Origin of the sequence: Halomonas aquatica (assembly GCF_040196335.1) — a bacterium.
In the GTDB taxonomy this organism is placed as follows: Bacteria; Pseudomonadota; Gammaproteobacteria; order Pseudomonadales; family Halomonadaceae; genus Halomonas; species Halomonas aquatica.
In genome coordinates, this window is the sequence record NZ_JBEGCJ010000004.1 from 115,803 (window position 1) to 136,524 (window position 20,722).

General features: G+C 67.0%; 18 protein-coding genes. 3 read left to right on the forward strand and 15 right to left on the reverse strand.

Translation table 11 applies throughout. The features are described 5' to 3' along the window. Positions 1 to 391 precede the first annotated feature (391 nt). On the reverse strand, positions 392 to 1,777 hold the full coding sequence (gene hemN, locus ABE960_RS09550) for an oxygen-independent coproporphyrinogen III oxidase (RefSeq protein ID WP_349762034.1): 1,386 nt from the start codon (positions 1,775 to 1,777) through the stop codon (positions 392 to 394). A gap of 262 nt (positions 1,778 to 2,039) precedes the next feature. Here hemN and ABE960_RS09555 point away from each other — a divergent pair, with 262 nt between their 5' ends. Together ABE960_RS09555 and ABE960_RS09560 are read left to right on the forward strand one after the other, a co-directional pair. Then, positions 2,040 to 2,606 carry a hypothetical protein gene (locus ABE960_RS09555; protein ID WP_349762035.1) on the forward strand — a complete coding sequence of 189 codons (567 nt, stop codon included), beginning with the start codon at positions 2,040 to 2,042 and terminating at the stop codon, positions 2,604 to 2,606. Positions 2,607 to 2,645: 39 nt separating this feature from the next. After that, complete coding sequence (locus ABE960_RS09560; RefSeq protein WP_349762036.1) at positions 2,646 to 3,011, forward strand: DUF6164 family protein; 366 nt, start codon at positions 2,646 to 2,648, stop codon at positions 3,009 to 3,011. 102 nt (positions 3,012 to 3,113) lie between these two features. Here the strand turns inward: ABE960_RS09560 and ahpF are convergent, their stop codons facing one another. From ahpF to ltnD, 13 genes are all read right to left on the reverse strand, one after another. Then, complete coding sequence (gene ahpF, locus ABE960_RS09565) at positions 3,114 to 4,670, reverse strand: alkyl hydroperoxide reductase subunit F (RefSeq protein ID WP_349762037.1); 1,557 nt, start codon at positions 4,668 to 4,670, stop codon at positions 3,114 to 3,116. Between the two features lie 168 nt (positions 4,671 to 4,838). Next, positions 4,839 to 5,402: an alkyl hydroperoxide reductase subunit C gene (gene ahpC / locus ABE960_RS09570; protein WP_349762038.1), complete on the reverse strand. Its 564-nt coding sequence runs from the start codon at positions 5,400 to 5,402 to the stop codon at positions 4,839 to 4,841. A 174-nt stretch (positions 5,403 to 5,576) separates the two neighbouring features. Then, positions 5,577 to 6,479: a DMT family transporter gene (locus tag ABE960_RS09575; RefSeq protein WP_349762039.1), complete on the reverse strand. Its 903-nt coding sequence runs from the start codon at positions 6,477 to 6,479 to the stop codon at positions 5,577 to 5,579. Positions 6,480 to 6,512: 33 nt separating this feature from the next. Further along, positions 6,513 to 7,391 carry an NAD(P)-dependent oxidoreductase gene (locus ABE960_RS09580; protein WP_349762040.1) on the reverse strand — a complete coding sequence of 293 codons (879 nt, stop codon included), beginning with the start codon at positions 7,389 to 7,391 and terminating at the stop codon, positions 6,513 to 6,515. Positions 7,392 to 7,431: 40 nt separating this feature from the next. Next, the gene (locus tag ABE960_RS09585; protein ID WP_349762041.1) at positions 7,432 to 8,892 is read right to left on the reverse strand and encodes an aldehyde dehydrogenase family protein; all 1,461 of its coding nucleotides are present in this window, start codon (positions 8,890 to 8,892) and stop codon (positions 7,432 to 7,434) included. A 40-nt stretch (positions 8,893 to 8,932) separates the two neighbouring features. Then, positions 8,933 to 10,207: a TRAP transporter large permease gene (locus ABE960_RS09590; RefSeq protein WP_349762042.1), complete on the reverse strand. Its 1,275-nt coding sequence runs from the start codon at positions 10,205 to 10,207 to the stop codon at positions 8,933 to 8,935. Continuing rightward, entirely contained in the window at positions 10,204 to 10,818 is a 615-nt protein-coding gene (locus ABE960_RS09595; RefSeq protein WP_349762043.1) for a TRAP transporter small permease, read from the reverse strand. The genes ABE960_RS09590 and ABE960_RS09595 overlap by 4 nt, the downstream gene beginning before the upstream one ends. 68 nt (positions 10,819 to 10,886) lie before the next feature. Then, entirely contained in the window at positions 10,887 to 11,888 is a 1,002-nt protein-coding gene (locus tag ABE960_RS09600; RefSeq protein WP_349762044.1) for a TRAP transporter substrate-binding protein, read from the reverse strand. 62 nt (positions 11,889 to 11,950) lie between these two features. Further along, entirely contained in the window at positions 11,951 to 12,913 is a 963-nt protein-coding gene (denD, locus tag ABE960_RS09605) for a D-erythronate dehydrogenase (protein WP_349762045.1), read from the reverse strand. Positions 12,914 to 12,971: 58 nt separating this feature from the next. Beyond that, a complete protein-coding gene (gene otnI / locus ABE960_RS09610; protein ID WP_349762046.1) occupies positions 12,972 to 13,778 on the reverse strand; it encodes a 2-oxo-tetronate isomerase in 807 nt (268 codons plus the stop codon). A gap of 24 nt (positions 13,779 to 13,802) precedes the next feature. Further along, positions 13,803 to 14,450 (reverse strand): 3-oxo-tetronate 4-phosphate decarboxylase, encoded by a 648-nt coding sequence (otnC, locus tag ABE960_RS09615; RefSeq protein ID WP_349762047.1) that lies wholly within the window; start codon positions 14,448 to 14,450, stop codon positions 13,803 to 13,805. Beyond that, on the reverse strand, positions 14,447 to 15,727 hold the full coding sequence (gene otnK / locus ABE960_RS09620; protein ID WP_349762048.1) for a 3-oxo-tetronate kinase: 1,281 nt from the start codon (positions 15,725 to 15,727) through the stop codon (positions 14,447 to 14,449). Before otnK ends, otnC begins: the two co-directional genes overlap by 4 nt. Before the next feature lie 2 nt (positions 15,728 to 15,729). Further along, positions 15,730 to 16,662: an L-threonate dehydrogenase gene (gene ltnD / locus ABE960_RS09625; protein WP_349762049.1), complete on the reverse strand. Its 933-nt coding sequence runs from the start codon at positions 16,660 to 16,662 to the stop codon at positions 15,730 to 15,732. A 116-nt stretch (positions 16,663 to 16,778) separates the two neighbouring features. Here ltnD and ABE960_RS09630 point away from each other — a divergent pair, with 116 nt between their 5' ends. Then, entirely contained in the window at positions 16,779 to 17,813 is a 1,035-nt protein-coding gene (locus tag ABE960_RS09630; RefSeq protein ID WP_349762050.1) for a LacI family DNA-binding transcriptional regulator, read from the forward strand. Positions 17,814 to 17,828: 15 nt separating this feature from the next. On the opposite strand, the gene fdhF is transcribed toward ABE960_RS09630, so the two are convergent. Beyond that, on the reverse strand, positions 17,829 to 20,714 hold the full coding sequence (fdhF, locus tag ABE960_RS09635; RefSeq protein ID WP_349762051.1) for a formate dehydrogenase subunit alpha: 2,886 nt from the start codon (positions 20,712 to 20,714) through the stop codon (positions 17,829 to 17,831). Between the last annotated feature and the right edge of the window lie 8 nt (positions 20,715 to 20,722).

The window sequence follows — 20,722 nt, forward strand, 5'->3', positions numbered from 1 at the left end:
GTGAATCATTGTCGGTGAAGCTGAATCGGTCAGGGATCGCCGCGTTCAGCGGTCTCGTGCGGCCAGAGGAACGCGGGGGTCCGGGGTACGGTTGAGACGAATCGGAGCGGGCGCGCGAAGAAGCAACGGAAGGGACAGGGCCATGAGAGTCTCCTGGTGACATCGACGCGGCTGGGCCGCCGAAACGCCTATCCTGGGGGGCTGATACTCTGAACGCACTGACCTGCATCAAGCCATGTTCAGGACGTCGCCGCCTCCAGGGGCTAACTACCATATATAGACCAACTACCTGACTCAAGCACAAGATGGGGTAAAATTTGTTTCAACGACGTCAGCCCGCCCGGGCCGGACCCTGGGCCGGAAAGCGTTGAAACCCGCAGCCCAGAGAAGCTCAGACGGTACGTGAATACCGGCCTTCACTATGGCTCAGGTAGGCGTCGAAGGACATGGCGGCGTTGCGCATCATCAGCCGCCCGGCGGGCAGTACCTCGATGACGGAGTCGGAGAGGGTCAGCAGGCCGTCATCCGCCATCTCCTCGAGTTCCTCGAGTCCGTCGGCGAAATAGTGGCGGAAGACGATGCCATGGGCCGCCTCGATCTCGGCAACGTCGATGCGGCCGTGGCACATCAGGGCGTTGATCACGTCCCGGCGCAACTCGTCATCGGCGTTCAGGCGGTAGCCGCGCATCACCGGCAGCCTGCCCGCCTGGAGGCGCGACTGGTACTGGGCGGTCTCCTTGACGTTCTGGCTGTAGCTGTCACCCACCTTGCCGATGGCAGTATTGCCCAGGCCGATCAGGTCGCAGTCGGCATGCGTCGAGTAACCCTGGAAGTTGCGCTGCAGGGTGCCATTCTCGCGGGCCAGGGAGAGCTCGTCCTCCGGCAGGGCAAAGTGATCCATGCCGATGTAGACGAAGCCCGCCCCGGTGAGGCGGCGGATGATCAGCTCCAGCAGCTCGATCTTGCGCTCCGGCGGCGGCATGTCCTCTGGGTGGATCAGCCTCTGTGCCTTGAACAGCTCCGGCAGGTGGGCATAGCTGTAGGCAGCGATGCGGTCCGGGCGCAGGGCGATGATCTTGGCAAGGGTCTCGTCGAAGCTCGACACGGTCTGCCGCGGCAGGCCATAGATCAAATCGACGCTCACCGACTGGAAGCCGGCCTCCCGGGCCGCCGCCACCAGCTCGACCACATCGGCCTCGCTCTGCACGCGGTTGACCGCCTCCTGAACCCTCGGGTCGAAATCCTGCACGCCGAAGCTCAGGCGATTGAAGCCCAGCGAGCGCAGCTCGTGGATCTGCTCCGGGGTCACGGTGCGCGGGTCCACTTCCAGGGAGAACTCCCGCAGCTGGGGCTCGGCGAAGTGAAAGGCAGCGTCCAGCGCCGCCATCAGCTCGCCTAGCTGGTCGTTGCTCAGGTAGGTCGGGGTACCGCCGCCCAAGTGCAGCTGCGTCATCCGGCGCGACTCGTCGAACAGCGCCCCCTGGAGCTTGATCTCCCGCTTGAGCCAGGCGAGGTACTCCGCCGCCCGCTCGCGGTTGTGGGTGATGATCTTGTTGCAGGCGCAGTAGTAGCAGAGGCTCTCGCAGAAGGGGATGTGCACGTAGGCCGACAGCGGCTTGGGCGTCTCGGCCCGGTTGCTGCGCTCGGCCGCGGCCCGGTAGTCGTCCTCGGCGAAGGCCGCCTGGAACTGCGGCGCCGTGGGATAGGAGGTATAGCGCGGGCCGGGGCGATCGTACTTCTCGACCAGGGGACGGATGAACGGCAGGGTGTCTTGCATGATCGAATCGAGCCTCTTGAACCGAAAGGCGGCGGCCAGGGCCGTCACCGCTTGGGCGAATTATGCCAGCCGCGACCGGGCCCGTCGGTACCCTTCACGAGGTAGCTGACCCAGGTCAAGTCGGGGGGTACTCGCCATCGGCGGCCTCCCCGCCCGAGCCAGCCCGAGGGGAGGGATGCCTCCCTCGGAGCGCCGGCAGCGGGACAGCGCTTCCGAGCCATGCTAGCCTCGGGCGCGTCAACGGTCCGAGGAAGCCCCCACCATGCCCCGCCTCTCCCGTCTCCCTCTTAACCTGCTGTTGCCATTCTGCCTGTTCCTGACCGGGCCGGCCGCCGCCACCGACTACAATACCGACGACATCCAGGCCCATGGTGGCTGGCACTCCCTGGTGCTGTCGCTGGGCGAGGAGCATCACGTCCGTGCCATCGACCAGCTGAGCTACAGCGACGCCATCTTCAGCGTCAATGCCAGTGCCTGGGCCTGTGACCTGCCCTGGCTGGAGTTGCGCGTGGAGCTCGACGAGAACCAGCCCGAGAGCGCCACCGTGAACCGCGTGCCCGCCGACCTGCGCGTCGATCACGAGACCATCCACAGCGGCAGTGCCGCCTTCGTCACCGAGCGCGGTGACAGCGGCTTCTACGTGCGCTTCGCGGTACCCGAGCTTTCGCTGCTGCTCGACGAGATAGGCGACGGCGAGCTGCTGCGCCTGCGCATCATGCGTGGCGAGGACGACCCCTGGTTCATGGTCTTCGCCCTGGAAGGGGCCGGCGAGGCGATAGCACGCATGGAGCGCCTCTGCGAACAGATCGCGGGCGACACGAGACCATGACCGGCTCCCCGGCCGGGGAGAGCAACCGAGGAGAACGACGTGGCCGAGCTGCTGTTTCACCTTCGTAACGTGCCCGACGAGGAGGCCGAGGACGTTCGTCGACTCCTCGACGAGCACGGCATCGCGACCTTCGAGACCCGGGCCGGCTTCTGGGGGCTCGGTGTGGCGGCCATCTGGCTCAGCGATGACGATGAGAAGGAGCGAGCCCGCGCGTTGCTCGACGACTACCAGCAGACGCTCGGTGAGCGGGTACGTCGAGAGCATGCCAGCCTGGTCGAGCACGGCGAGGCCCCGACCCTGTGGCGACGCCTGAGGCGCCAGCCGATCCGCACCCTGCTGCTGGCCCTTCTGGTCGTCGCGGTGCTCGGCGTATCGATGCTGCCCTTCCTCTGGCTGCACGACTGACGCTGCCTCTGGCATCTGTCCATTAACGACCATGCCCCCGCCGGGCTCACCGACGGGGGCATGGAGGGGAAGGCCGGAGTCATCGACGCCCGGGCCGGTGGATCACTGGCGGATGAGGTAGTCGAAGGCACCCAGGGCGGCCTTGGAGCCTTCCCCCATGGCGATGACGATCTGCTTGTAGGGCACCGTGGTCACGTCGCCGGCGGCGAAGATGCCCGGGACCGAGGTCATGCCGCGCGCATCGACGACGATCTCGCCACGCTCGGAGAGCTCGATGGGCGAATCCTGCAGCCACTCTGTATTGGGCACCAGGCCGATCTGCACGAAGATGCCTTCCAGGTCGACCTTGTGCAGCTCGCCGGTAGAGCGCGCTTCATAGGTCAGGCCGTTGACGCGCCTGCCGTCGCCGAACACCTCGGTGGTGCGGGCGCCCTTGATCACCTCCACATTGGACAGGCTGGCGAGCTTTCTCTGCAGCACGTCGTCTGCTCGCAGTTCATCCATGAACTCGATGAGGGTCACGTGGCCCACGATGCCGGCCAGATCGATGGCCGCCTCGACGCCGGAGTTGCCGCCGCCGATCACCGCCACGCGCTTGCCCTTGAACAGCGGGCCGTCGCAGTGGGGGCAGTAGGCCACGCCCTTGTTGCGATACTCGTCCTCACCGGGCACGCCCATCTCGCGCCAGCGGGCGCCGGTGCCCAGCACCAGGGTCTTGGACCGCAGGCTGGCGCCGGACTCGAACTGCACCTCGTGCTCGCCGCCGGGCCGGGTGGCCGGCACCAGCTTGACCGCACGCTGCAGGTTCATGATGTCGACCTCGTACTCCTTGACGTGTTCCTCCAGGGCCGCGGCCAGCTTGGGGCCCTCGGTGCGGGGCACCGAGATGAGGTTCTCGATCCCCATGGTGTCGAGCACCTGGCCGCCGAAGCGCTCGGCCGCAACGCCCGTGCGGATGCCCTTGCGCGCGGCATAGACGGCCGCCGCGGCGCCGGCGGGCCCGCCACCGATCATCAGGGTGTCGAAGGCGTCCTTCTCGTTGAGCTTGGCCGCCTCGCGCCTGGCGGCGCCGGTATCCACCTTGGCGAGTATCTGCTCCAGGCCCATCCGGCCCTGATCGAAGGGCTCGCCGTTGAGGTAGACGCTCGGCACCGACATCACCTCGCGCTCTTTCACCTCGTCCTGGAACAGCGCGCCGTCGATGGCGACGTGATGCACGTTCGGGTTGAAGATCGCCATCAGGTTCAGCGCCTGGACCACGTCCGGGCAGTTCTGGCAGGAGAGCGAGAAGTAGGTCTCGAAGCGCATCTCGCCCTCGAGGCTCCTGATCTGCTCGAGCACCTCGTCGGAGGCCTTGGGCGGGTGACCGCCGACCTGCAGCAGCGCCAGTACCAGCGAGGTGAACTCGTGACCCATGGGGATGCCGGCGAAGACCACGCCTGTTTCCTCGCCGGGCCGGTTGAGGGCGAAGGAGGGCGTGCGGGCATCCTGGCCATCGAGCTTCAGGGTGATCTTGTCGGTCAGGCCGACGATGTCGGTGAGAAGACCGTGCAGTTCCTGTGACTTGGCGCCGTCATCGAGGGACGCGACGATCTCGAACGGCTGAGTGACCTTTTCCAGATAGGCTTTGAGCTGGCTTTTCAGATTGTCGTCCAACATGACAGCGGCATTCCTTCATGTTCGGGTTCGGGGTGGAGGCAAGAGGAGACCGCGGCATCCCGCATGAGGAGGCCCGGTTCGCTCTTGCTTCCGCAATCAGGGCCCGGGCAGGGGATACCCGGGCGGGGACAGGCGAGGCCAGGGTCGGCCCCGCCGGCAGGGCAGATCTTAGATCTTGCCGACCAGGTCCAGAGAGGGAGAGAGGGTCTCTTCGCCTTCTTCCCACTTGGCCGGGCAGACTTCGTTCGGGTTGGCTCGCACGTACTGGGCGGCCTTGACCTTGCGCAGCAGCTCCTCGGCGTTGCGGCCGATGTTGCCGGCGTTCAGCTCGATGATCTGGATCTTGCCGTCCGGGTCGACCACGAAGGTGCCGCGCTCGGCGATGCCCGCGTCCTCGATCAGCACCTCGAAGTTGCGCGAGATGGCGTGAGTCGGGTCGGCCACCATCGGATACTGCAGCTTGTTGATGGTCTCGGAACTGTCGTGCCAGGCCTTGTGGGTGAAGTGAGTGTCGGTGGAGACGCTGTAGATCTCGACGCCCAGCTTCTTGAACGCTTCGTAGTTGTCGGCCAGGTCACCCAGCTCGGTGGGGCAGACGAAGGTGAAGTCGGCCGGATAGAAGAAGAAGATGCTCCACTGGCCGTTGAGGCTCTCGTCGGAGACATCGACGAACTCGCCATTGTGGAAGGCGGTGGCCTTGAACGGCTTGACTTCGGTGTTCAGCAGGGACATTCGATGATGCTCCTTTCGACTTTCGTTTAATGGGGGATAACGATACGCGGCGCAGTGTAGCCCGCATCTTCCGATAGCGTAAATTGAATGGGATCATGGACCTGATAATTCAAATCTATGGCCAGGATATGGGAGCATCGCGCCCGCCCCCATTGTGGATGTCGACGGCGGTCCTCAGCGGGAGGCCACCACCGAGCGCAGGCGCTGCTCAAGCCGCCGCTCGTAGAGTCCCTTGGTCACCAGGGTGCCCAGGACCAGTCCGCCTCCGACCAGGGCGATCGGTGCCGGAGTCTCGCCCAGCAGCCCCCACGCCCAGAGGGTGCCGACCACCACCTCCAGGAGCAGCAGCAGGCCCACCTCGGCGGCGGGCAGATAAAGCGGACCGCGTTGCAGTAGTGTGACCCCGGCCGGCACGATGAGAAGGCAGAGCAGGACCACCAGCAGCCAGCGGTCGATCGGCGGCATGGCGATACCCTCCTTCCCCAGCAGCAGCGCCATGGCCGCGCCCCCGCCGACGATCAGGCCGTTGAAGACGAGCATGGGACTCATGTCGACGCCGGGCCGGCGACGGCAGAGCGTGAAGTTGAGCGCCAGGGTCGTGGCCGCCATGAGGGCGAAGGCATTGCCCAGCCAGGAGCCGGCCCCGGCATCGTCGAGCACGATCATCCCGATGCCCAGCATGCACAGCGCGATCGCCAGCCAGGTGCGTCGCGGCAGCCGCTCGGCGAGGATCGCGCGGGACAAGAGCGCGGCGATCAGCGGCGCCCCCGCCAGGATGAGCAGGACGTTGCCCGCCTTGGTGTACTGGTTGCCCAGCACGAAGCCGCAGGTCGTCAGGCTGAAGAGCAGTGCCACGGCGATGCCCGTGCCCCCGCACCGCCGATAGGCGGCGAGGGTCCCGCGACCGTGGCGCACCAGGACGATCAGCAGGAACCCCAGCGCCGAAAGCAATCCCCGCCACATCAGGATCTCGGCATCCGGCAGGGCCACCAGCTTGATCAGCAGGGCGTCCGGCGACATGATCAGCGCGCCCCCGCCGGTCAGCAACAGGCCCTGCTGGCGGTGAGATAGAGACATGCCGTCATGCCTCCTGCCGATGGAGGGCCACGATCAGGACCGCGCCTTCTGGAGGATGGCGATGATCTCCGGCACCATCCGGTCCTGATCGTCGATACCCGCATACAGGCCCTCGACGGCTTGCGCGACATCGTGGCAGGCCCCCAGTTCATCGGTCATGGCACGGTAGTAGCCCAGGTCCTTGGTGGCGTTGGCCACGCTGAAGCGGAACCCGGATGGATCCGCTGATTCGATGAAGGGACGCAGGCGATCGAAGACCACCCCGCCCCCACCGCCACGGCCCACGACCTCCAGGAAGGCCGCATCGTCGATACCCGCCCCACGCGAGGCCGCCGCCGCCTCGGCCAGCACCGCCGAGAAGCCCAGTGACACGAAGTTGTGCAGCAGCTTGAGGGTATGGCCGGCACTCACGTCACCGGCATGGGTAATGTTCTCGGCGAAGCAGGCGAGCAGCGGGCGCATCTCATCGAACAGCGCGGGGGGTGCCCCCACGATCAGGTTCAAGCGCCCCTCCTCGGCCTCCCTGGGAGTCCGGGTCATGGCGGCATCCATGAAGCGCCCACCCGCCTCATGCACCCGCCGGGCGACGGTCGCCGTCGAGCTGGGCAGGGCGGTGGAGCAGTCGACCACCACGGTGCCGGGCGCGAGCCCCTCCAGCACCCCGCCGGCCTCGAACAGGACCGACTCAACCTGGGGGGAGCCGGTCACGCAGAGGATGACCACCTCGGCGGCCTCGGCCACCTCGCGCCCAGAGGCCCGGGCAGTGGCGCCGGCGGCCAGCAGGTCGTCCACCGGCTGGTTGCCCGGATGGTCGAGGAAGCACAGCCGATGGCCGGCCTCGAGGATATTGCGGGCGATGCCATGGCCCATCAGGCCGACACCGATCAGTCCGACACGCACTGCCTGTGTCATGGCGTTCTCCTTGGACGGATGGGTTGCGGACGCCGAGGCGTCATCCATGCCGGATGGCCAGCGTCTTGATCCGTGTGTAGCTCCTGAGCCCCTCGAATCCCTTTTCGCGGCCATGGCCCGAGCGTCCCACACCACCGAAGGGCAGCTCGATGCCGCCGGCAGCGCCGTAGTTGTTGACGAACACCTGGCCGCTGCGGATGCCCTTGGCGAGGCGCAGCTGCCGCCCGCCGTCCCGAGTCCAGATGCCCGCGCAGAGGCCGAAGTCAGTGGCATTGGCGAGGGCCAGCGCCTCCGCCTCGTCCTCGAAGGTCTGCACCGCCAGCACCGGCCCGAACAACTCCTCACGCACCACGTCGTGGCCGGCCGGAATCTCGGTCAGCACCTGCGGCACCACGAAGTGGCCACCGGCGGGCGCACCCTCGGCCAGCTGCCCCTGAGCCAGCACCCTGATGCCATCGGCCCGGGCGGCCTCGAGTCTGGCCTCGAGGCCGGCCTTCTGTCGGGCACTGATCAGCGGTCCACAGTCGGCATCCGCCTCGCCGGCATCGCAGCGCAGCGCCGAGAAACGTTCGACGAGGCGCGCCAGCAGGGGCTCGGCCACCTCACGCTGGACCAGCAGGCGACTGCCGGCCGAGCAAGTCTGACCGGCATTCTGGATGATGCCGCGAACCACCGCCTCCAGCGCCGCCTCGAGATCGGCATCGGCGAAGACGACCTGTGGCGACTTGCCCCCCAACTCCATGGTGACCGGCACGTGATGCTCGGCCGCAGCCTGGGCTACCAGGGTGCCGGTTGCCGGGGAACCGGTGAAGGACAGATGGTCGATGGCCGGGTGCGCCGACAGCGCGGCACCAGCCTCGCTGCCCAGGCCAGGCACGACATTGAGCGCTCCCGGCGGCAGGCCGTTCTTCACGGCCAGTTCAGACAGGCGCAGCACGCTCAGGCAGGCCTCCTCCGCCGGCTTGAGCACTACGGTGTTCCCCGCCGCCAGGGCCGCGGCGACACAGCGGCCGAAGATCTGTGCAGGATAGTTCCAGGGAATGATCTGGGCGCAGACCCCGAAAGGTTCGCGCCAGGTCATTACGGTGAAGTCGTTCTCGAAGGGAATCGTCTCGCCGTGCAGCTTGTCGGCGGCCCCGCCATAGAAACGGAAGTAGCGCGCACAGGCGGTGATGTCACCACGAGCTTGGGTCAGTGGCTTGCCGGTATCGGCGCATTCCAGGGCTGCCAGGCGCTCGTGATCGGCCTCGATGATCACCGCGAAGGCCAGCAACCACTCGCTTCGTCGGCGAGCGCTCCAGCTCGACCAGTCTCCTAGCCGGCCGGCAAAGGCGTCACCGGCCGCCCTGACGGCCTCGTCGATCTCCTCAGCCTGGCCCCGCGCGATACGCGTGATAACCTCGCCCCGCGCGGGAGCCTCGACCGCCAGGGTCCCGCTGGTGGCAACCCATTCACCGCCGATCAATGCCTGGGGAGGGGGCATCTCGGGTAGTGCAGGCATCGGCTGGCCTCCGTGTCATGGTTGTCGTTCGTTGTTGTCATCAATAGAGCAGGTCAACCAGCCCCAGCGAGATCCAGGGCAGGTAGGTGATGGCGATCAGGCAGGCCAGCACCACCAGTACGAACCGCATAAGCCAGGGCAGCAGTTGGTCGACGGACAGCTTGGCCACGGCGCAGGCCGCGAAGAGGTTGACGCCGAGCGGCGGCGTGAACATGCCCAGCGCCAGGTTCACCACGACGATCAGACCGAAGTGCACCGGGTCAATGCCGTACTGGATGGCGATGGGGGTGAAGATCGGCGCCAGTACCAGGATCGCCGCGGAGGTCTCGATGAACATCCCGACCACCAGCAGCATGACATTGACGGCCAGCAGGAAGGCGATGGGGCTGTCGAAGACCTGGGTCACCCAGGCCGCCACCTCGCCCGGCAGCCCTGAACGGCTGATCAGGAAGCTGAACAGCGCCGCCGCCGCGATGATCAGCATCACCGCCGTCGTCGAGATCACGCTTTCCTTGAAGATCGGGAACAGCTCGGCCAGGGGCAGCTCCCGGTAGACCAGCCCCCCGACGATCAAGGCATAGACCACCGCCACGGCAGAGGCCTCGGTGGGGGTGAAGACCCCGCCATAGATCCCCCCGATCACCACCACCGGCATCAGCATGGCGGCCCAGGCTCGCTTGAAGGCGGTCTGGAAGTCGTAGCGATCTTCCCGGTCACGCAGCCCATAGCCCCGAACCTTGCAGAACAGGTAGAGGAACAGCAGCAGGGCGCCGCCGATCAGCAGCCCCGGGCCGATGCCGGCGATGAACAGCTTGCCGATCGAGGTATCGGTACTCACCCCGTAGAGGATCAGCGGGATGGAGGGCGGGATCAGCACCCCCAACTCGGCGGAGGAGGCCTGGATGGAAGCCGCCAGCGGGCGTGGGTAGTCGTGCTTGACCATGGCTGGTATCAGGATCGAGCCGATGGCGAAGGTGGTTGCCACACTCGAGCCCGAGACCGCGGCGAACATCATGCAGGTCAGTACGCAGCTCATGGCCAGCCCCCCCTGGAGGCCGCCGACCAGAGACTTGGCGAGGTCCACCAGGCGACGGGAGATGCCACCCGCCGCCATCAGATTGCCCGCCAGGATGAAGAACGGGATCGCCATGAGGGGAAAGTGGTCGATGCCCACGAACATCTGCTGGGGCACCAGCAGCAACGGCAGGCGCGAGAAGAACTCGATGCCGATGATCGACGCCAGCACGATCGAGACGGCAATGGGCACCCCGAGGCTGAACAGGATGATCAGCGAGAGGCCGATGGCGGCATTCATGGGCGTTCACTCCTGTTATCGGGCTTGACGGGGACAGCACCACTCTTCGAAGGATTGACGCTCATCTGCTCCATGTCGCTGCCGGTGATCGCCGGAGAGCCAGGGAGCGCATCCTCCAAGTCGGGCCCGATGATTTCCTGGCCGGCGGCCTGGGCGAGCAGGCGGGCCACCACCGCGATCAAAGCGAAACTGGCGCCCACTGGCATGGAGGCATAGGCCCAGGCGATCGAGACCTCGAGACCCGACAGCATCTGGGTCTGGACGCGCAGCGTCATGGCGGTGCCGAAGTAGATCAGCACCAGCAGCACCAGGGCGCAGCATGCGGCGATGAACCCTTCGAGCCAGATCAGGCGACGGCCCGGCACCAGCCTGTAGATGACCTCCACGGACATCATAAAGCCACCCCGGAAGCCCGCCGCGGCCCCGAGGAAGACACACCAGATCATGGCCGAACGTGAGATGACCTCGGACCAGGTCGAGGGAGCATCGAAGACGAATCGTGTCATCACCTGGTAGAAGCCCAGGGTGACCGACACGATCAGCATGAGGATGGCGCCGAGCAGGGCTAGACGCGTGGTCTGTCGCTCGACGCCAAGAAAGAGTTGCAGCATCGTGGCCACCATCAGTGAAGCAGTACCCCAGCACCCGAAGCGGGGTGCCGGGGAGTCGGTTCAGCGGATCAGCAGTCGCTGCCCCGCACGCGGTCAAGCATCTCGCTGCCGTACTGGTCGGTATAGATCTGGTAGGCGGGTTTGACGGCTTCCTGGAACGGACCCTTATCGATCTCCGTATTCACGGTCATGCCGTTCTCGCGCAACAGCGCCACGCCATCACGCTCGAGACGGGACACTTCCTCGCGGGTGGCCGCGGCGGAGGCCTGAGCGGCCTGGTCGAACCAGCTGCGCTCCTCTTCGGAGAGCCCGTCGATCAGGATCGGCGAACTCAGCACCACGGCGGGCGAGTAGACATGCCCGGTCAGCGAGAGGTGATCCTGCACTTCCCAGAACTTGGTGGCGACGATCACCGTGATGGGGTTCTCCTGGCCATCCACGGTGCCCTGCTGCAGGGCGGTGAACACCTCGGGAAAGGCCATCGGCGTCGGACTCACACCCATCTGTTCGAAGGCCTCCATGTGCACCTTGTTCTCCATGGTGCGAATCTTGAGACCCTCGGCGTCCGCCGGGGAGGTGACCGGCCGCCTGCTGTTGGTCATGTGGCGAAATCCGTTCTCGCTCCAGGCCAGGCCCACCAGGTTGTGTTCGCCCATCTTGTCGAGCAGATCCTGACCGACTTCACCGTCCAGCACGCAGCGAGCTTCGTCATAGTCCGCGAACAGGAACGGCAGGTCGAGCACATAGGTCCCCGGCACGAAGTTGCCCAGCGGGCCGGTGGACGTGATCACCACGTCCACGGTGCCGATCTGCAGGCCCTCGATCATGGCGCGCTCTCCGCCCAGGGCGCCGGAGGGATGTTCCACGACCTCGAACTCGCCGTCGCTGAGACGCTCAAGGGTCTCCTTGAAGGCATCGGCACCGACCGAGTAGTGGGAGCTGTCGGAGAGGGTATGGCCCAGGTTGACGGTCTGGGCCGCCTGGGCACTGAGCGCCCCCATGGCTAGTGCGGCGGTCGTGACACTGGTGATGGCAGTAACCAGGCTGCGGCGTGTGAAAGTGGCGTTCATTGTTGTTACCTCATTTTGCATTGACACGCTTGGGAAGAATCCCGGGCTAGGTCGTCCCGGGATCAGGCTCTTTCGCCGAGGAAGGCCTCGACGATCTCACGGAAATCCTTGTCGTTCTTGAACCCCAGCTGGCGGGCGCGTTCGTTGGTGAAACGAGCCGGCCAGCTGCCGACAATGGCTTCGATGCGAGGGTCCGGTTCATGGCGAACACGGGCCAGCGCCTCGTCACCGGCGACCTCGCGCAGCGCCTCGAGCATCTCGGCGACGCTGACGGTAATGCCCGGCAGCATGAAGGCGCGGAAGGTCCTCAGGGCCTCGCCCGACACCCCGGCGCCATGGATCAGGGCATCAACTACCCGGCCCGGAGACATTACGAACAGCTCTAGGTCGGTGGGCACCGGGCAGATGGCCTCCTCGCCGTTCAACGGCTCGCGCAGGATGCTGGAGGCGAAGCTCGAGGCCGCGGCATTGGGGCGTCCGGGGCGGATCACGATGGTGGGCAGCCGAAGCACCAGACCATCGACGAGGCCACGACGGCTGTAATCGTTGACCAGCAGCTCGCTCATGGCCTTCTGGGCGCCATAGGAGTTCTGGGGGTGCAGCGCAGTCATGTCGTCGAGCACCGCCGGCAGCTCACCCCCATAGGCCGCCACAGAACTGGCCATGATCAGGCGGGTCCGGGACAACCCGTGGGCGCGACAGCCCTCCAGCAAGGCCCGAGTGGCGTCGAAGTTGACCCGCATGCCCAGATCGAGGTCCGCCTCGGCCGCCGAACTGACCACCGCAGCCAGGTGATAGATGACATCGGGCCCAGCCTCCAGCACCGGGTCCAGGGCCCCCGGGGTGCTGATGTCCAGGGCCAGGGACCGGATCTCGACGCCTTCCTTGGCGACTACGGGCGGCTCGGCCTGGTCGACCAGGGTCAGGCGGCGGATCGCGTCGCCATCGAGCTCGCCGCGGTCGAGGAGTTGGGCGACGAGGCGCTGACCGAGAAAGCCGGCCGCGCCGGTGATCGCTATATGCATGGTGCTCTCGCTTGCGGGTTGGCGTTAGTGAATGGCGTTAGTGGATGACATGGGCGGCTCAGCTCACCAGGCCGTGGGGCTCTCCCCAACCCAGTCCCTCGCGGGTGCCATGGGCTGGGCGGTACTCGCAGCCGACCCAGCCGCGGTAGCCCAGGGCCTCGAGGCGCTCTAGCACCGCAGGGTAATGTACCTCGCCGATATCGGGCTCATGGCGCTCGGGCACCCCGGCAATCTGCACATGGCCGATGTGGGGCAACAGCCTCTCGAGGTGGCGAATCAGGTCACCTTCCATGATCTGGCAATGGTAGAGATCGAACTGCAGGCGAAGGTTGTCGGCGCCCACGCTCTCGAGCACCGCTACGGCCTGGTCCTGCCGGCACAGGAAGTAGCCCGGCATGTCACGTGTGTTGATCGGCTCGATCAGCAGTTCGCGTCCGGCCTTGGCCGCCTCCTCGGCGGCGAAGCGCAGGTTCGACAGGTAGGTGGCGTGGTGCGCCTCACGGGCTTCGGCCTGAATTCGGGCATCGGCATCCTGGGGCAGCAGCCCTGCCATGGCATGCACGCGGGGACAGCCCAGGACCTCGGCATAGTGCAGAGCCTCGACCATGGAATCCCGGAACTCGTCCTCGCGACCAGGCAGGCTGGCCAGGCCGCGCTCTCCGGCCTCCCAGTCGCCGGGCGGCAGGTTGAACAGCACCTGCTCGACGCCGTTCTCATCCAGTGCCGTGCGCAGCGCTTCGGCGGAGTAGGCATAGGGAAACAGATACTCGACACCGCGGAAGCCGGCGTCGGCCGCCGCCGCGAAGCGGTCGAGGAAGTCATGCTCGGTGAACAGCATGCTGAGGTTGGCGGCCAGTCGGATCATGATGGGTCCTCACTCGGTATCGGCTCAGTCGCGCGGAAAGCGCGCTTCGAGTTCAGCGACCTGCTCGGGCGTCAGGCCACGCGGATTCTGGCCCCGCAGCAACAGGAACAGCCTGGCGGTCTCCTCCAACTCCTCGGTCGCATAGACGGCCGCTTCCAGCGACTTTCCGGCGACCACCGGGCCGTGATTGGCCAACAGCACCGCACTGTGGCGGCCGGCCAATCCGCGCACGGCATCCCCCAGGCTCGGGTCGCCCGGGATGTGATACGGAATCAGCGGCAAGCGCCCCACGCGCATCACGTAGTAGGCGGTAAGCGGCGGAATGCAATCACAGGGGTCCACATCGGGCAGGCAGGACACGGCCACCGAGTGGGTGGAGTGCAGGTGGACGATGGCACCGGACTGGGGCCTCTCCTCGTACATCGCCGTGTGCAGGAAGTGCTCCTTGGTCGGCTTGTCGCCGTCGAGCACCCGCCCGTCACGGTCAAGTCGCGAGATGCGCGCCGGATCGAGGCGTCCCAGGCAGGCGTTGGTGGGCGTCATCAGCCATCCGCCATCCTCCAGGCGCACGCTGATGTTGCCGCTGGAGCCCATGGTCAGGCCGCGGTCGAACAGGGACTGGCCCAGGGTGGCGATCTGATCGCGCATCACATTGATGGCGTGAGCGCTCATGGCAGCACCTCGAAGGCTCGTGTGAAGAACTCGGGGCCACCGAAGTTGCCCGACTTGAGCGCCAGGGAAAGAGGAGGGCGGTCGCCCTCCAGCGGGACCTGGGTCCAGGGCACACCGGGGTCGATCTGCTCGCCGATGCGCAGGGTGCGGATGCCGAGCGCCGAGACCACGGCTCCGGAAGTCTCGCCGCCAGCCACCACCAGGCGACCCACGCCCTCGTCCACCAGCCGGGTGGCCAGATGCCCCAGCGCCTTCTCCACCAGCCGACCGGCGTGCTCAGTGCCAAGGGCCGCCTGGGCGGCCTTGACCCGTTCGGGGTCGGCCGAGGCATAGATCAGAACGGGTCCGCCGCCTGCCAGCCGCTCGCGTGCGAAATCCAAGGCCTGCTGCAGATGCGACGAGCCCTCGGCGAGGGACAGCGGGTCCAGGGCATAACCGGGATGATGCGCGAGGAAGCGATCGACCTGACCAAGCGTCGCCCGTGAGCAGCTGCCAGAGAGGACCAGGGCCTGGCCCCCCGAGGGGGCCAGGCGCCCCGCCTCAGCCACCTCGGAAAGCCAGCCTCGACGGCGATACTGCTCGGGCAGCGCCTGGCCGAGGCCGGAGCCCCCGGTCACCAGCGGCAGGTCGACCACGGCCTGGGCGATCACCTCGAGGTCCCGCTCGTCGATAGTGTCACAGATCACATGGCTCACCTTTTGGGCGCGTAGCGCATCGAGGTGGCGACGGGTCGTCTCGGCACCCTCGGCCAGCACCCCGCGGGCCGCCAGCCCGACCGTCAGGGGGGTCTGGCGAGACAGCACCCGCACCAGGTCGGCGTCGCGCATGGGATTGAGTGGGTGGTGCTGCATGCCGCTGTCGTTGAGCAGCCGGTCCCCGACAAAGAGATGGCCCTGGTAGACGGTGCGACCGTTGATCGGGAACGCCGGAACCATGACGGTCTGCGCCGCACCGAGGCGATCCAGCAGGGCGTCGCTGACCGGCCCGATGTTGCCCTCATCGGTGGAATCGAAGGTCGAGCAGTACTTGAAGAAGCACTGCCGGGCCCCCTGTTCCTGCAACCATTCCAGGGCCGCGAGGGACTCGCTGACGGCCTGGGACACCGGGCAGGAGCGGGACTTCAGCGCCACGACCACGGCATCCACGTTCTCCAGCGCCAGCGGCGAATCCGGTACGCCAATGACCTGCACGCAGCGCATGCCACTGCGCACCAGGTTATTGGCCAGATCGGTGGCCCCGGTGAAGTCGTCGGCGATGGCGCCCAGCACGATTCCCATGCTCACACCTCGTCGTCGTTGGCCGGCTCGGGCAGCACGATGCCAGACAGCCGCTCGTAGACCTTGATCACCGAGGAGTCATCCTCACGGCCGAAACCAGCCCCCTTGGCAGCCGTAAACTGCTGCAGGGCACTGGCCGCCACCGGGGTCGGCATGGCCAGTTCGCGACCGGTGTCATGGACGATGTTGAGATCCTTGACGAAGATGTCGACGGCGGAGAGCGGCGTGTAATCGCCCTTGAGGATATGGGGCACCCGGTTCTCGAACATCCAGGAGTTGCCCGCCGAGTGGGTGATCACCTCATAGACGGTATCCGGATCCAGCCCCATGCGGATGCCCAAGGCCATGGCCTCGGCGGCGGTGGCGATATGCACGCCGGCGAGCAGCTGGTTGACGAGCTTCATGCTCGAGCCGATACCGACCTCGTCACCCAGACGATAGACGGTGGCCGCCATGCCGTCGAGGGCCGCGGCGGCCTTGTCGAAAGTGGCCGGGGCTCCGGACGCCATCACCGACAGCTGGCCAGCCCGTGCCTTGGCCGCCCCACCGCTGATCGGCGAATCGAGCATCTCGATCCCGGCCTTGGCCAGCCGCTCTCCGAGCCGACGAGCGATGCTGGGGGCGACGGTGGCGCACTGCAGCACCACGCTGCCTTCGGCAAGGTGGCCTACCAGGCCCTGATCACCGAACAGGACCTGCTCGACCTGGTCGGCATTGACGACCACCAGGAGCACGATGTCGCAGTGCGCCGCCAGCTCCGCAGGGGTGGCGGCGCACTGACCGCCCGCGTGCTCGAAGGCACGGCGGACCGAAGGGGAGACGTCACAGCCCGTTACCGTCATGCCCTGCTCGAGCAGCGCGGTGGCCGTGCCCATGCCCATGGCCCCCAGGCCGATGACCCCGATGCGAGGCGTGCTTGCGGAAATGTCGCTCACCTTTCGATCTCCCGATGGCCCTGTAAATCGTGATGGTAGCGCTGTCATGTTAGCGCTAACATAGTTCTATACGAGTGATTTCCCAGCGGCAAGCCCAGTGGACAAGGACGAGACCAATGTCTAATCAGGAAACCTCAAGGACACGGCACAGGCGTGGCTCGGCAAAACCCACCCTAAAGGATGTCGCCGAGGCGGCCGGGGTCTCCTCCATCACGGTCTCCCGTGCCTTGAATACGCCCGAACGGGTCAACGGGGTGACGCGCCAGCGGGTCTTCGACGCGGTCGACAAGGTCGGTTACGTGCCCAACCTCGTCGCCGGCAGCCTGGCCACCTCCAGTTCCCGATTCATCGCGGTGATCGTCCCGTCCCTGTCCAACGTGGTGTTCATCGAGGTGATCAAGGGCCTTCAAGAAACCTTCGAGGCCCGGGGCTACCAGATGCTGCTTGGCAACACCGATTACGATCTGCAACGGGAACACCAGCTGGTCAGGACGTTCCTCGGCTGGTCCTGCTCGGCGCTGGTCACGGCAGGGCTGCGTCACAGCGAGGCCTGCCGCACCCTGCTGAGCCACTGGGACAAGCCGATCATGGAAGTGATGGAGCTGGGGGAGGCCCTGGACCTCAACGTCGGGCTCGACCATCATGAAGCCGGGCGCTGCATGGCCCGCCACCTGCTGGAACGGGACTATCGCTCGATCGTCTACGTGGGGGCCTGCATGGACGGCGATTACCGAGCCGACATGCGCTTCTCGGGGCATCGCCATGAACTGGAAGCGGCCGGTCTGGAGGCTCCCCTGATCGAGCTCGACCAGCTGGGCAGCCTGGCAGCGGGGACCGCCGGACTCGACCGAGTCCTGAAGGAGTTTCCCGACGCACGGGCCATCCATTTCGCCAACGACGACCTGGCGACCGGCGCCCTGCTCCATGCGCAGCGCCTTGGCCTGCGGGTGCCCAAGGATATCGCCATCGCCGGCTTCAACGGTCTGCCGTTAGGGCAGCACGTCACACCGCGCCTGACTACCATTCAGTCACCCCGTGAGGCCATGGGAAGGCGGGCGGCGGAACAGGTACTGAGACGTCTGGACCATCAGCCGGTGACGCGACGCCAGCACGACGTGGGTTTCAAGCTCCTGGTCGGCCAGAGCACCTGAAGACGCGGCGGCCCCTCAGACGAGGCCGTGACCCGTGGCAGCCGGGCCCTCAGGGGCCATGGCAAGCGCTTCGTCCGCTCGGCTCAGGCGGCAGGCGGCGTACTTGAACTCGGGGATCTTGCCATAGGGGTCCAACGCCGGGTTGGTCAGCAGGTTGGCCGCGGCCTCCGCGTAGCAAAAAGGCACGAACACCATGCCGTCCGGCATCGCCGGGTCGCTCAGGCTCCTCAGGGTGATGGTCCCGCGCCGGGTGGTGATGGTCAGCGGCGCGCCGGGCGCCACGCCCAACCGGTCGAGCTCACCCGGCGAGAGGCTGGCCACCGCCTCCGGCTCCAGGGCATCGAGCACCCGGCTGCGCCGGGTCATCGAGCCGGTATGCCAGTGTTCCAGCTGCCGCCCGGTGGTCAGCACCGTCGGATAGGCCGCGTCGACGGGCTCGTCCGGCGGCAGCGGCCGGGTCGGCGAGAAGCGGGCGCGGCCGCCCTGGCGCGGGAACGCATCATGAAACACCACGTCCGCCCCTGGGGTGTCGTCGGCGGGACAGGGATAGGTCACCGAGCCCTCGCGTTCCAGGCGCGCCCAGGAGATGTGATCCAGCGAGGCCATGCCGAGCTTCATCTCGGCGAAGACCTCGCGGGGGTGGGCATAGTCCCAGGCCAGCCCGAAGCGCCGGGCGATCTCCTGGAGGATCCACCAGTCGGGCCTGGCATCAAAGGGCAGCGCCACGGCGGCACGGCCGAGCTGCACCTGACGATTGGTGTTGGTTACCGTGCCGTCCTTCTCCGGCCAGGCAGAGGCCGGCAGGATGACGTCGGCGAACTGGGCGGTCTCGGTGACGAACAGGTCCTGCACCACCAGGTGCTCGAGCCTGGCCAGCGCCCCACGGGCGTGGTGGAGGTCCGGGTCAGACATCGCCGGGTTCTCGCCCTGGATCAGCATGCCGCGGATCTCGCCGGCGTGGATGGCGCCCATGATCTCGACCACGGTGAGCCCCGGCTGATCGTCAAGCGGCGTGGCCCAGAGCTCCTCGAAGGCGGCGCGCAGCTGGGCGTCGCCCACTGGCTGGTAGTCCGGCAGCACCATGGGGATCAGACCAGCATCGGAGGCGCCCTGAACGTTATTCTGGCCGCGCAGCGGGTGCAGGCCGGTGCCCGGGCGACCGGTCTGGCCGCAGGCCAGCGCCAGGGATATCAGGCAACGGGCGTTGTCGGTGCCGTGGGTGTGCTGGGAGATGCCCATGCCCCAGAAGATCATCGCCCGCTCGGCGGTGGCATAGCGCCGGGCGATGTCGCGGATCGTCTCAGGCGCCACCCCGCACAGCTCGCTCATCGCCTCGGGGGTCATGTCCACGACGCTCGCCTTGAGGGCCTCGAAGCCCTCGGTGTGTTCGGCGATGTAGGCGTCGTCATACAGTTCTTCCGCGACAATCACGTTGAGCATGGCGTTGAACAATGCCACGTCGGCCCCCGGCGTGAAGCGAACGCTGAGGCTGGCGTAGGCATCCAGCACCTGGCCGCGCGGGTCGAGGATGATCAGCCGGGTGCCCCGGCGCGCCGCCTGCTTGAAGTAGGTGGCCGCCACCGGATGGTTCACCGCCGGGTTGCAACCGGTGAGGATCACCACGTCGGCCTCGAGCGCCTGCATGAAGGACGCGGTCACCGCCCCGGAACCGAGGCACTCCATCAGCGCCGCCACGGAGCTTGCGTGGCAGAGCCGCGTGCAGTGGTCGACGTTGTTGCTGCCGAAGCCGGTACGCACCAGCTTCTGGAACAGCCAGGCCTCCTCATTGGAGCACTTGGCACTGCCGAAGCCGGCCAGCGCCTTGGGGCCATGGGCGGCCTTGAGCGCGGTAAGCCCACCGGCGGCGGCGTCCAGCGCCTCCTCCCAGCTGGCCTCGCGGAAATGGGTGCTCGGGTCGGCCGGATCGAAGTCGGGGTCGAGCCCCTTGGGCACCCCGGGCCGGCGGATCAGCGGGGCGGTCAGCCGCGCGGCATGGCGCGGGTAGTCGAAGCCGAAGCGACCCTTCACGCACAACCGGTTCTGGTTCGACGGCCCGTCGCGGCCGGAGACGTGCAGGATAGCGTCGTCCTTGACGTGATAAGTGAGCTGGCAGCCGACCCCACAATAGGGGCAGACGGAGTCGACGGTGCGATCGGCCGCCGCCGAGTCGCCACGGCCGGCCTCGTCGACCAGGGTGGCCGGCATCAGCGCGCCTGTCGGGCAGGCCTGGACGCACTCGCCGCAGGCCACGCAGGTGCTGTCGCCCATGGGGTCATCGAAGTCGAAGACGATCTTGGCCGCCGCCCCCCGGTGGGCCAGGCCGATGACGTCGTTGCCCTGCACCTCGCGGCAGGCCCGCACGCAGAGGCCGCAGGCGATGCAGGCGTCGAGGTTGACGTGCATCGCCGAATGACTGGCGTCATGGCGGGGGGACGCCCGATGGGCGTGCTCGGGAGGATGAACATGGTGAACCGTCGGAGCCGCTCGCGCCGGCCAACGCTCGCGGGCCGCGGTGGCATCGATGGCAAGCTGATCGGCCATCGCCCAGAAGTGGCTCGAGCGGTCGGGCCCGTCGTCGCGGCCGGGCTGGTCGGCGGCCAGCAGCTCCATGACGCCTTCGCGGGCGACCCGGACACGTTCGGAGCTGGCGCTGTTCACCACCATCCCCGGGCGGGCCTCGCGCAGGCAGCTCGCCGCCAGCACGCGCTCGCCCTCGATCTCCACCATGCAGGCGCGGCAGTTGCCGTCACTGCGGTAGCCGGGGGCGTCACGGAAACACAGATGGGGGATGGTCTCGCCGGCGCGCTTCGCCACCTGCCAGAGGGTTTCGCCCGAGTGGGCAGTCACGTCCACGCCATCCAGGGTCAGGGTGAAGCTCTCGTTGACTCGCTCGTCGCTCATGGTCCTCT

Excerpts from the sequence above, each read along its gene's own strand:
- hemN (WP_349762034.1), bottom strand. The coding sequence starts at position 1,777 with ATGCAAGACACCCTGCCGTTCATCCGTCCCCTGGTCGAGAAGTACGAT.
- ABE960_RS09555 (WP_349762035.1), top strand. The coding sequence starts at position 2,040 with ATGCCCCGCCTCTCCCGTCTCCCTCTTAACCTGCTGTTGCCATTCTGC.
- ahpF (WP_349762037.1), bottom strand. The coding sequence starts at position 4,670 with ATGTTGGACGACAATCTGAAAAGCCAGCTCAAAGCCTATCTGGAAAAG.
- ahpC (WP_349762038.1), bottom strand. The coding sequence starts at position 5,402 with ATGTCCCTGCTGAACACCGAAGTCAAGCCGTTCAAGGCCACCGCCTTC.
- ABE960_RS09575 (WP_349762039.1), bottom strand. The coding sequence starts at position 6,479 with ATGTCTCTATCTCACCGCCAGCAGGGCCTGTTGCTGACCGGCGGGGGC.
- ABE960_RS09580 (WP_349762040.1), bottom strand. The coding sequence starts at position 7,391 with ATGACACAGGCAGTGCGTGTCGGACTGATCGGTGTCGGCCTGATGGGC.
- ABE960_RS09585 (WP_349762041.1), bottom strand. The coding sequence starts at position 8,892 with ATGCCTGCACTACCCGAGATGCCCCCTCCCCAGGCATTGATCGGCGGT.
- ABE960_RS09590 (WP_349762042.1), bottom strand. The coding sequence starts at position 10,207 with ATGAATGCCGCCATCGGCCTCTCGCTGATCATCCTGTTCAGCCTCGGG.
- ABE960_RS09595 (WP_349762043.1), bottom strand. The coding sequence starts at position 10,818 with ATGCTGCAACTCTTTCTTGGCGTCGAGCGACAGACCACGCGTCTAGCC.
- ABE960_RS09600 (WP_349762044.1), bottom strand. The coding sequence starts at position 11,888 with ATGAACGCCACTTTCACACGCCGCAGCCTGGTTACTGCCATCACCAGT.
- denD (WP_349762045.1), bottom strand. The coding sequence starts at position 12,913 with ATGCATATAGCGATCACCGGCGCGGCCGGCTTTCTCGGTCAGCGCCTC.
- otnI (WP_349762046.1), bottom strand. The coding sequence starts at position 13,778 with ATGATCCGACTGGCCGCCAACCTCAGCATGCTGTTCACCGAGCATGAC.
- otnC (WP_349762047.1), bottom strand. The coding sequence starts at position 14,450 with ATGAGCGCTCACGCCATCAATGTGATGCGCGATCAGATCGCCACCCTG.
- otnK (WP_349762048.1), bottom strand. The coding sequence starts at position 15,727 with ATGGGAATCGTGCTGGGCGCCATCGCCGACGACTTCACCGGGGCCACC.
- ABE960_RS09630 (WP_349762050.1), top strand. The coding sequence starts at position 16,779 with ATGTCTAATCAGGAAACCTCAAGGACACGGCACAGGCGTGGCTCGGCA.
- fdhF (WP_349762051.1), bottom strand. The coding sequence starts at position 20,714 with ATGAGCGACGAGCGAGTCAACGAGAGCTTCACCCTGACCCTGGATGGC.